Origin of the sequence: Alkalihalobacterium sp. APHAB7 (genome assembly GCF_048323755.1) — a bacterium.
GTDB lineage: Bacteria > Bacillota > Bacilli > Bacillales > Bacillaceae_F > Alkalihalobacterium.
Window position 1 is genome coordinate 210,872 of record NZ_JBLWFS010000003.1, and the last position, 11,594, is coordinate 222,465.

12 protein-coding genes are annotated in these 11,594 nt (G+C 37.7%); all 12 read left to right on the top strand.

Translation table 11 applies throughout. The features are described from left to right. Window positions 1–2: 2 nt before the first annotated feature. The 12 genes from ACNSTQ_RS05110 to ACNSTQ_RS05165 all read left to right on the top strand — a co-directional run bounded on the left by ACNSTQ_RS05110 (window position 3) and on the right by ACNSTQ_RS05165 (window position 11,551). The gene (locus tag ACNSTQ_RS05110; RefSeq protein WP_418198761.1) at window positions 3–1,415 is read left to right on the top strand and encodes a DUF342 domain-containing protein; all 1,413 of its coding nucleotides are present in this window, start codon (window positions 3–5) and stop codon (window positions 1,413–1,415) included. Between the two features lie 35 nt (window positions 1,416–1,450). Next, window positions 1,451–1,765, top strand: a complete 315-nt coding sequence (locus ACNSTQ_RS05115) for a hypothetical protein (protein ID WP_418198762.1) — start codon at window positions 1,451–1,453, stop codon at window positions 1,763–1,765. A gap of 11 nt (window positions 1,766–1,776) precedes the next feature. Continuing rightward, window positions 1,777–2,286, top strand: a complete 510-nt coding sequence (locus tag ACNSTQ_RS05120) for a DUF29 family protein (protein WP_418198763.1) — start codon at window positions 1,777–1,779, stop codon at window positions 2,284–2,286. Window positions 2,287–2,450: 164 nt separating this feature from the next. Continuing rightward, window positions 2,451–3,179: a 30S ribosomal protein S2 gene (gene rpsB / locus ACNSTQ_RS05125; protein WP_418198764.1), complete on the top strand. Its 729-nt coding sequence runs from the start codon at window positions 2,451–2,453 to the stop codon at window positions 3,177–3,179. A gap of 211 nt (window positions 3,180–3,390) precedes the next feature. Then, entirely contained in the window at window positions 3,391–4,269 is an 879-nt protein-coding gene (gene tsf, locus ACNSTQ_RS05130; RefSeq protein ID WP_418198851.1) for a translation elongation factor Ts, read from the top strand. Window positions 4,270–4,369: 100 nt separating this feature from the next. Continuing rightward, a complete protein-coding gene (pyrH, locus tag ACNSTQ_RS05135; RefSeq protein WP_418198765.1) occupies window positions 4,370–5,086 on the top strand; it encodes a UMP kinase in 717 nt (238 codons plus the stop codon). 1 nt (window position 5,087) lies between these two features. Next, on the top strand, window positions 5,088–5,645 hold the full coding sequence (gene frr / locus ACNSTQ_RS05140) for a ribosome recycling factor (protein ID WP_418198766.1): 558 nt from the start codon (window positions 5,088–5,090) through the stop codon (window positions 5,643–5,645). Between the two features lie 155 nt (window positions 5,646–5,800). Next, complete coding sequence (locus ACNSTQ_RS05145; protein WP_418198767.1) at window positions 5,801–6,568, top strand: isoprenyl transferase; 768 nt, start codon at window positions 5,801–5,803, stop codon at window positions 6,566–6,568. Window positions 6,569–6,583: 15 nt separating this feature from the next. Then, entirely contained in the window at window positions 6,584–7,381 is a 798-nt protein-coding gene (locus ACNSTQ_RS05150) for a phosphatidate cytidylyltransferase (RefSeq protein WP_418198768.1), read from the top strand. 30 nt (window positions 7,382–7,411) lie between these two features. Beyond that, entirely contained in the window at window positions 7,412–8,560 is a 1,149-nt protein-coding gene (locus ACNSTQ_RS05155) for a 1-deoxy-D-xylulose-5-phosphate reductoisomerase (protein ID WP_418198769.1), read from the top strand. 16 nt (window positions 8,561–8,576) lie between these two features. Continuing rightward, entirely contained in the window at window positions 8,577–9,830 is a 1,254-nt protein-coding gene (rseP, locus tag ACNSTQ_RS05160; RefSeq protein ID WP_418198770.1) for an RIP metalloprotease RseP, read from the top strand. Between the two features lie 14 nt (window positions 9,831–9,844). After that, window positions 9,845–11,551: a proline--tRNA ligase gene (locus ACNSTQ_RS05165; protein ID WP_418198771.1), complete on the top strand. Its 1,707-nt coding sequence runs from the start codon at window positions 9,845–9,847 to the stop codon at window positions 11,549–11,551. Window positions 11,552–11,594: the final 43 nt, after the last annotated feature.

The window sequence follows — 11,594 nt, forward strand, 5'->3', positions numbered from 1 at the left end:
TCATGCAATTCGAAAGTGGTGATTTAAATACTATGACACCTTTAGACGAGATCTTTGAAATCATAATCAGTAAAGATAAAATGAATGCTACCCTCATACAAAATCAAAAACTCGAGGATGACGTTCAACTAACAATGGAACAATTGAGGTCTTGGGTAAAAGAACATGGAGTGGTTTCAGGAATTAATGAAAATAACCTTAAAATCGTTATAGATAATGCAGAACCTATTACATCACCCATTGTTATTGCTGAAGGCGAATATCCAATTAATGGGCGTAACGCTTTCTTACAGGCCGTTCAATTCGACTCTGAACAAGATCAAAATGCAGAAGGTCAAGTGGATTTAAAGAAAGTCATTACGATACCTTCGGTTAGTCAAGGGCAGACAGTAGGGAGAAAGGTCGAAGCAACAGCGGGGAAATCGGGTATTAATGTATTCGGAGAAGAAATACCTGCAAAACCTGGTAGAGATTTTATATTACGTCCTGGAAAAAATACTGCCGTATCTGATGATAAATTATCGTTAATTGCCCAAGTAGACGGCCAGCAGTGTATCGATAAGAAAACCATTCATGTTTACCCTATCTATGAGGTACATGGTGATCTTGACATGAAAACTGGAAATATTGACTTTATTGGAAATGTTACCATTCGTGGCAATGTACCAGCTGGATTTGTGGTAAAAGCTAAAGGAGATATTCGAATTCAAGGAACTGTTGAAGCGGCAACTATCATTTCTGAAGGATCGATATTTGTTGCAGCAGGGATTGTCGGCCAAGGAAAAGGTTTTATAAAAGCCCAAAAGGACATACACACGATCTTTATTAATCAAGGTAATGTTGAAGCTGATGGCGATTTGCATGTCAATCAATCTATATTGCATAGTAAATGTACGGTTAACGGCAGCATTTACTGTAATAAAGGAAAGGGTAACCTCGTCGGGGGGCAGTTATCTGCTGGAAAAGAAATATATGCAAAAGAGATTGGTAATTCGATGCACACTCAGACAGAGCTGTTTATTGGAGTTCACCAGCAAGTTTTAGAAGATATTGAGAAAAATAAAAAAATACTCAAACTAGCCACAGAGGAGTTAGAAAAGCTTAATAAGTTATTACTTGTATTTGAATTAAAAGAAAAGCAAGGACAGGTCCTGCAAGCTAATGAGAGGATTATGAAGTTAAGAGTAAGAAATACACTTCTGCAAACAGAAGAAAGAAAAGTAACAGCTGAAGAAGAGCTGGCTGAATTAAACGAGGAATTGGAGCAGGGTCAGACTGGCGTTGTTAAGGTTGAACGATCTCTTCTGCCTAATGTGACATTAACTTTCGGTAAATATCGTCGGAAAATTACTGCAACTCACCAAAATGTGAAAGTATTTATTATGGATAGTGAAATACAGATCGTTCCTTTATAATGAAGGAAAATGGTAATTGGTGGAGTTGATATTAGATGAGTTTAAGACCAATTGAAATGCAAGGCTCGTTTCCGCGTTCACAAACGGCAGGGAAAATTCAAGAACAATTGCAGCAACGTGGCCAAGTTGGACAAGATATCATTGCAACAGCACATAAAAAAGAAGAAGAGCAAAAAAGGAAGCAGGTCAATAAATCTGATTCAACAGATGCTAGTAAGCTAGAACCTGACAAAGAAAACAAAAAAGAAAAACAACAGCATGATCGAAATAATAAAAAGAAACACAGCAAACAACAGGATAATGACATACAGCACCCATACAAAGGGAATTTTATAGACTACTCAGGCTAAGGGAGTACAATATGATTCAATTTTTAGTAACTACTAGTCTCGTATTACATTTGCTTACTTTTCTATGGATTGTTACTTTACTACAAAAAATTAATAATCAACAAACACCTGCAGTTGATGAAGAGAAGCTAAAGCGGGAAATAGAAGACCTACTCATTGCTTATACATCTGAAATGAAAGAAGAAAACGAACAACTACTAGAACAATTAGTTAAATATAAGCAAGAAAGCTCAAGACCTTCAAGCATAAAGCGTGATGAAAATCTAGTGAAAGAACCTGAAGTGATTGTGTCAACGGGAACACAAGATGAAATTAAACTACCTTCTGCTCCAAAAGAACAAACAGAATATGAAGACTATAAACCTCCAGCGTTAGAGTCTGAAGACTCGGAAATGTATGAACAATCTAACATAGCTAAAGTCCTTTCTTTGTCTAAACAAGGCTACTCTGCAGAAGAAATAGCAAAAAAACTTCACCTTGGAAAAGGTGAAGTTGAATTAATGATAAAATTTTATCAATAAATTTTCTTTGCTACTTGCTATTGCATGGTCGTTGTGGTATATTAATCCACGGTGTTAATCACACACGCATTCTAATTTAAGTGAGGGTGCTGAAAGCTTTTTCAGTCTTACTTAAAGATGAGGATTGCGGAGGAAAACAAAAACCATTGAAGGAGGTGTTTGATGTGGCAGTAATTTCAATGAAACAATTACTAGAGGCAGGGGTACACTTCGGTCACCAAACTCGTCGTTGGAACCCAAAAATGTCTCGCTACATCTTCACAGAACGTAACGGAATTTACATCATCGATTTACAAAAGACTGTTAAAAAGGTTGAGGAAGCTTACAATTTCGTAAGAGACCTAGCAGCAGACGGCGGAAAAGTTTTATTTGTTGGTACAAAGAAACAAGCTCAAGATTCTGTTAAAGAAGAAGCTGAGCGTTGTGGAATGTACTTCATCAACCAACGTTGGTTAGGTGGAACATTAACAAACTTTTCTACAATCCAAAAACGTGTTGGACGTTTAAAAGAGTTAGAAAGAATGCAAGAAGATGGAACGTTTGATGTTCTTCCAAAGAAAGAAGTTATTCTTCTTAAGAAGGAAATGGACCGTTTAGAAAAGTTCTTAGGTGGAATTAAAGATATGAAAGGTGTTCCAGATGCACTATTCATTATCGACCCACGTAAAGAGCGTATTGCAATTGCTGAAGCTCATAAATTAAACATCCCAATTGTTGCTATTGTAGATACAAACTGTGATCCAGATGAGATTGATTATGTTATCCCAGGTAACGATGATGCAATTCGTGCCGTAAAACTTCTTACTGGTAAGATGGCTGATGCGATTATCGAAGCTACTTCAGCTGCTGCTAATGAAAGTGCTGAGCAAGAAGAAGTAGAAGAAACTGTTTAATTTCATTTGCTCTTCAAAGGGTGGTAAAGGGGTTTGCCCTTTATCACCTTTTTTAAAAGAAAAGTAGTCTTTTATAGGGTTACTTTTCATGAAAATGGACATGCATATAAAGTATTGACCGTTCAAAAAGGATGACAACAATACTGTTTTATTTTTTGGACAATAACTATATATGCAAAATATTACATACAACCATAAGGAGGAATTGATGATGGCAATTACTGCTAGCATGGTAAAAGAATTACGTGAAAAAACAGGTGCAGGTATGATGGACTGCAAAAAAGCATTAGTAGAAACTGATGGGGATATGGAAAAAGCAATCGACTACCTTCGTGAAAAAGGTATCGCTAAAGCTGCTAAAAAAGCTGATCGTATCGCTGCAGAAGGTTTAGCATACGTAGCAACAGAAGGAAACAAAGCTGTGATCGTTGAAATTAACTCCGAGACTGACTTTGTTGCTAAAAATGATAACTTTAAAAACTTAGTTGCTGAGCTGGCAAAACAAATCTTAGCTGATAATCCTGCAAGTGTTGAAGAAGCGTTAGCAAAACCAATGCACGGTGAAACTGTTGAGACATACATTAACAGTCAAATCGCTAAAATTGGAGAGAAGATCTCTCTTCGTCGTTTTGAAATCGTAGAAAAGGCAGATTCTGCAGTGTTTGGTTCTTATTTACATATGGGAGGACGCATCGGAGTTCTGACGGTTCTTGATGGTACAACTGATGAAGATTTGGCGAAAGATGTTGCTATGCACATCGCTGCAATTAAACCAGTTTACGTTTCTCGTGATGAAGTTCCAGCTGAAGAAGTAAATCGTGAGCGTGAAGTATTAAAACAACAAGCTTTAAACGAAGGTAAACCTGAGAACATCGTTGAGAAAATGGTAGAAGGCCGTTTAAGTAAATATTTTGAAGATGTATGTTTACTTGATCAGCCGTTTGTTAAAGATAGTGACCATAAAGTTGGTAAATATGTAGCTAACAAAGGTGCTTCTGTTCAAACATTCATTCGCTATGAAGTGGGCGAAGGTATGGAAAAACGTGAAGACAACTTCGCAGAAGAAGTAATGTCTCAAGTGAAGAAATAAGCAATTAACTAGGATAGGGAGCACACTGTGTTCCCTATTTTTCAAAAAAAAGGGCATTGTAGCCCGAATGTGGACGTATTTGTAGCTAATGGAGGTAAACATGAGCAAATATAATCGGGTAGTCCTAAAGCTAAGTGGCGAAGCATTGGCTGGAGACTTAGGATATGGAATTGACCCCGCAGTCATTCAATCAATCGCAACTCAAGTGAAAGGTATTGTTGAACTAGATGTCGAAGTAGCTGTAGTTGTAGGTGGTGGAAATATTTGGCGTGGTATGGCAGGTAGTGCAAAAGGTATGGATCGTGCAACTGCTGACTACATGGGGATGTTAGCAACAGTCATGAACTCTCTTGCTCTTCAAGATAGTTTAGAAACAATTGGGGTGGAATCCCGTGTTCAAACATCAATTGAAATGAGACAAGTGGCAGAGCCTTACATTCGCCGTAAAGCGATCCGTCACTTAGAGAAAAAGCGTGTTGTTATTTTTGCAGCAGGAACTGGTAATCCATACTTTTCGACGGATACTACTGCTGCCTTAAGAGCTGCTGAAATTGAAGCAGAAGTTATTCTTATGGCAAAGAATAAAGTAGATGGTGTTTATAGTGCGGATCCAGCAGTTGATCCATCAGCGAAGAAATATCAATCTATTACGTACCTAGATTTATTAAAAGAAGGATTGGCTGTAATGGATTCTACAGCTTCATCATTATGTATGGATAATGATATTCCACTTATAGTCTTCTCGATTATGGAAGAAGGAAATATTAAACGTGCCGTTTTAGGTGAACAAATTGGAACAGTTGTTAGGGGGACTTAAAATGTCAAAAGAACTTATGCAAGACGCGCAAGGTCGAATGAAAAAAGCGCTAGATGCTTTAAATCGTGAGTTAGCCACGTTACGTGCAGGACGTGCAAATCCGAGCTTACTTGAAAAAGTAACAGTAGAATATTATGGTGCTCCAACACCGCTAAATCAATTAGCGACAATTTCCGTACCCGAAGCAAGAATGCTAGTTATTCAACCGTTCGATAAGACAGTTATTGGGGAAATTGAAAAAGCAATTTTAAAATCAGACCTAGGTCTAACTCCTTCAAATGACGGAACAATAATCCGTCTAACGATTCCTGCCTTAACTGAAGAGCGTCGTAAAGACCTTGTAAAACTTGTTAAGAAGTATGCTGAAGAAGGAAAGGTAGCAGTTCGTAACATTCGTCGCGATATTAATGATGATTTGAAAAAGTTACAAAAAGACGGTGAACTGACAGAAGACGATCTTCGTCGCTCTACAGAAGATGTTCAGAAGCTGACTGATAAACATATTGCAGATATCGATCAAATTGCTACAAATAAAGAAAAAGAAATCATGGAAGTATAAGTGATTTCACGGTACAATAGAATAATGTAAATAGACCCTCTTGATACAGGGGGTTTTTTTACACTGTTTTATTGAAAATGATATATTTTCGCATAATTTGTATTATAGCTCATCCATATGGTAAAAATGGATGGTGTTGTTTTGGAGGGCTAGAAATGCTTGAGAAATTTAAAAAGTTGAGATCATCTAATGAAATGGATAGACCCTCACTTGAGATGGATTTAGAAAATATCCCAGGTCACGTAGCCATCATTATGGATGGTAATGGCAGATGGGCTAATAATAAAGGGTTACCTAGAGTAGCTGGTCATCGTGAAGGAATGAAAGTCGTAAATAAGATCGTTAGTCGAGCGAACAAGTTAGGTGTAAAAGTCTTAACACTCTATGCATTTTCTACAGAAAACTGGAAGAGGCCTAAACCAGAGGTTGAGTTTTTAATGAAGTTACCTGAGTTATATCTTAGTAAGGAACTACCTAAGTTGAAGAAAGAAAATGTAAAAGTAAGATTAATGGGTTGTCCTGATGAGTTGCCATCTCATACGCTTCGAGCGGTAGAAACTGCAATCGAAGAAACGAAAGAAAATACAGGTCTCATACTAAATTTTGCTCTTAATTATGGCAGCCGAGTAGAGATTTTAAGAGCCATTCGTGTATTAGCCTCTCAAGTTCAAGACGGGAAGCTTTCTCCTGATGAAATAACAGAGGATCAATTTGAACAGCACTTAATGACGGATGATTTGAATGATCCAGATTTACTAATTCGTACGAGCGGTGAGCTACGTTTAAGTAATTTTATGCTTTGGCAACTTGCCTATAGTGAGTTTTGGTTCACTGATGTTTTGTGGCCAGATTTCACAGAAGAGCACTTCGAGGAGGCTATCCGTGTTTATCAAAAAAGAGGTCGTAGATACGGTGGCGTATAGAAAGGAGGAAGGATTATGAAACAAAGAATTATTACAGCCGTCATTGCTGCATCATTTTTTATTCCAATAACGATTGTAGGCGGTTGGCTGTTTACATTTACGATTATTCTGGTAGCCTCTATTGCAATGGTTGAATTATTAAAGATGAAAAAAATTCCTCCTTTCTCGTTTATTGGCCTCGTTAGTTTAATTCTAATGTGGGTATTGCTCGTACCTACAAATTGGCTGGATTTAACAATCCTTTCCCACGTGACAAAAGTTGAAATTTTTGTATTTATGATCTTGATACTACTAATGACTACAGTTATTACGAAAAATAAATATACATTCGATGAAGTTGGATTTATCATTCTATCATCTGTTTATGTAGGGTTCGGATTTCACTATTTAATTATGACTCGATTGGATGCTGTTAATGGACTAGCACTCGTATTTTTTGTATTGTTCATTATTTGGTCTACCGATTCCGGTGCATATTTTGTCGGCCGGAAATTAGGAAAAAGGAAACTTTGGCCAGATATTAGCCCAAAGAAAACGATTGAAGGGTCTATAGGTGGGATAATATGTGCTTTTGTAGTCGGTTTTGTCTTTCAACTCATATTCCCGATCTTCGACTCGTATATTATCTTAGGACTTGTCATATTAGTGGCTTCTATTTTTGGTCAAATGGGAGATTTAGTAGAATCTGCTTTAAAGCGTCATTACGCTGTTAAGGACTCAGGTAATGTACTTCCTGGTCATGGGGGGATATTAGATCGTTTTGACAGCCTTATATATGTCATGCCGATTTTACATCTGTTACAATTAATTTAAAATGTGTTTTGTAGTAAAGGGTGAAAGTCATTGAAAAAAATTAGCTTATTAGGTGCTACTGGTTCGATTGGCACACAGACGTTGGATATTATAAATCAACACCCTGACCGCTTTGAACTTGTTGCAATGTCCATAGGTAAAAATATGAAATTAGGGTTAGAGTTAGTTCACCAATTCAAACCTAAACTCTTATCCGTTTTAACAAAAGAAACGTTTGAACAAATTAAACATGAAGTACCAAGTGGTGTAAAGCTAAGCTATGGTGATGCAGGCCTTGTAGAAGTAGCCACTATTCCAGAAGCCGATGTACTTGTGAATGCAGTCATTGGAAGTGTTGGTTTAGGTCCAACTCTTGCTGCGATTGAAGCTAGGAAAACGATAGCGATTGCAAATAAGGAAACGTTAGTAACAGCTGGACATATTGTTACCCAAAAGGCAAAAGAATACGGCGTGTCTCTCCTGCCAGTTGATAGTGAACATTCTGCTATTTTTCAATGTTTACAAGGGGAGAACATTAAGAATATAAGCAGGCTACTTGTAACAGCTTCTGGTGGAAGTTTTAGAGATAAGCGCAGAGATGAATTAGCAAATGTTACGGTAGAAGACGCGTTAAATCACCCTAATTGGTCCATGGGTGCAAAGATTACAATTGACTCTGCTACTATGATGAATAAAGGACTTGAAGTGATAGAAGCTCATTGGCTCTTCGATATGCCATATGATCAAATTGAAGTTCTCTTACATAAGGAAAGTATAATTCACTCTATGGTTGAGTATATCGATGGAAGCGTGATTGCTCAATTAGGGACTCCAGATATGAGAGTACCTATCCAATATGCGTTGGGCTTCCCTGACAGGCTTGATTTCAAGAAACAAGACCGGTTAAACTTATGGGAAGTAGGTAAGTTACACTTTAATAAGCCTGACTTCGAACGTTATCGTTGCTTGAAGTTTGCTTATGAAGCTGGACGTACTGGCGGGACCATGCCTACCGTGTTAAATGCAGCTAACGAAGTTGCAGTTGCAGCTTTCTTAGAAAAAAAGATTATGTTTTTACAAATTGAAGATTATATTGAACAAGCATTGGAAAATCATCAACTAGTTAATAAACCTTCGTTAGAAACTATTATTGAAGTGGATCAACAGACTAGAAGGTTTGTTCACTCACTCATGTCATAAAGGTGGGGATACGTTCATGAATACTTTAATTGCCATTATTATCATCTTCGGTTTACTGGTGTTTATCCACGAATGGGGACACTTGTATTTTGCAAAACGTGCAGGAATATTATGCCGTGAATTTGCTATTGGGTTTGGGCCTAAGTTGTTTTCGTTTAGAAGAGATGAAACTCTTTATACTATACGTTTATTACCCTTAGGTGGCTTTGTTCGTATGGCTGGAGAAGACCCTGAGTTAATTCAAATTAAACCGGGATATGAAATTGGCTTAGTATTTAACAGAAGAAATAAAGTGTCAGAAATCATTGTAAACAATAAATCGAAGCATCCAGAAGCAAAAATTGTTACTGTTGAGCGTGTCGATTTAGAAAAAGACTTATTCATTGAGGCTTATGAAGATGGTGAACTCGTTTCATATCCAGTACATGAAAAAGCGAATATTATATATGACGAGGAACCTACACAAATTGCACCTCTTGATCGTCAATTTGGTTCGAAGACGATTCCCCAACGTGCACTAGCTATTTTTGCTGGTCCAATGATGAACTTTGTATTAGCATTTTTAATTTTGACAGCATTTGCTCTATTAGCAGGAATGCCAGTAGACGAGTCAAGAATTGGTATGGTTTCGCCTGAAGGAGCTGCAGCAGAAGCTGAACTTGTAGAGAATGATCGGATACTTTCAATTAACGGCCAACCACTCGAAACGTGGGAAGACTTAACATCAGTTATTCAAAAACATCCTAATCAAGATCTAGTTTTCGAAGTGGAACGTAATGGGCAAGTCTTCGAAGCGGTTGTAACACCTCAAGAAAGACAAGGTCCAACTGGAGAACCTGAAGGTTTCATAGGGGTTGGTCAATCAACAACCTTTACTGTATTAGGTTCGATTAAATATGGAGTAACTGAAACTTATGTTTTTGCTAAGTTGATCTTTGAGGCATTAGGAATGTTAGTAACTGGTCAGTTTTCATTAGATCAGCTTGCGGGGCCAGTAGGAATTTATAATTATACAGGTCAAGCCGCTGAAATGGGTATTTTAGTTCTTATGAAATGGGCGGCTATTTTAAGTGTAAACCTTGGTATAATTAATCTACTACCACTTCCTGCTCTAGATGGTGGCCGACTTATGTTTATTGGGGTTGAAGCGGTTCGCGGCAAACCAATTGATCCACAAAAGGAAGGGTTAGTTCATTTTATCGGGTTTGCCTTATTAATGCTATTAATGTTAGTAGTAACTTGGAACGATATTAACAAATTCTTTTTATAGGAAGGGAAAAACAAATGAAACAAAGTTCATATTTTATCCCAACGATGCGCGATGTACCTGCTGATGCTGAGATTGCTAGTCACCAGCTTATGCTTCGAGCAGGTATGATCCGCCAAACGGCATCTGGAATATATAGTTATTTACCATTAGGAAAACGTGTATTAAAGAAAGTAGAAGAAATCATTCGTGAAGAAATGGACGCTTCAGGAGCGATCGAAGTCTTAATGCCAGCTATTCAACCTGCAGAATTATGGGAAGAGTCAGGTCGATTAGGTGACTATGGGCCAGAACTTATGCGTCTAAAAGATCGACATGACCGTGACTTTGTACTTGGGGCTACTCATGAAGAAGTCATTACTAGTTTAGTTCGTGACGATGTTAAATCTTATAAAAAATTACCTTTAAACCTATACCAAATTCAAACCAAATACCGTGATGAGCGTAGGCCGCGATTTGGGGTTTTACGTTCGCGTGAATTTTTAATGAAGGATGCTTATTCATTTGATACGTCAAAAGAGGGCCTAGATGTAAGTTATGAAAAGATGTACAATGCTTACACCCGAATTTTCCAGCGGTGTGGTCTTGAGTTTCGGGCTGTTGAAGCGGACAGTGGCGCGATTGGTGGGACAGACACACATGAATTTATGGTGTTAACAGAAGTCGGTGAAGATACGATTGCATACTCTGATCAATCTGAATTCGCAGCTAATATTGAAATAGCACCAGTTCATGTCGAGTATACGAAAAGTTCGGAAGCAGCAGAAACACTCAAGAAAGTAGAAACACCTAACGTGAGAACGATAGAAGAACTTGTAAGCTTTTTTAATCATCCTGCTGATCTCATAATTAAAGCTATGCTATTTATAGTTAATGATGAACCAGTAGTGGTTCTTGTACGTGGAGACCATGAAGTAAATGAAATTAAGGTGAAAAATCTTTTTGATAAAGGCGTTGTTGAACTTGCTACACCTGAACAAGCAAAACAATTTTTAAACTGTGAAACAGGATACATCGGCCCTATCGGATTACCTTCAAATGTGAAAGTTGTCGCTGACGTTGCTGTTCAATATGTAGTCAATGGAATTTGTGGTGCCAATGAGTTAGGCTACCATTTTCAATATGTAAACCCTGAGCGAGATTTTGCGGTGTCTACTTATGCGGATCTACGTATCATTCAAGAAGGTGACCCTTCGCCGGATGGAAGAGGGACGATTAAGTTTGCGGAAGGCATTGAAGTAGGTCATGTCTTCAAATTAGGGACGAAGTATAGTGAAGCTTTAGGTGCTAGCTTCTTAGATGACCAAGGAAAATCACAATCGATGATTATGGGGTGCTATGGAATTGGTGTATCTCGAACTGTAGCTGCGATAGTGGAACAAAGTAATGATGAAAATGGTCTAGTGTGGCCAACAACGGTAGCCCCATTTGATATTCATCTCATTGCTATTAATATAAAAGACGAAGCACAGTTAAGCTTAGCGGACAAGCTATATGATCAATTAAGAAATAGTCGTTATGATGTACTTTATGATGAGCGTCCTGAACGAGCGGGTGTTAAATTCAAAGATGCCGATTTAATTGGTTTACCAATACGAATTGGTGTAGGTAAAAAAGCGGCAGAAGGAATCGTTGAAGTAAAACTACGTAAAACTGGGGAAATGTTTGAAGTTTCTGTTGACGAGCTTAATAATAAGTTAGCAGAGGTTTTTAATAAGCTCTAATATTTTCAGGGAAATTAGAAGAGGCTGACTCATAAGTGACTAC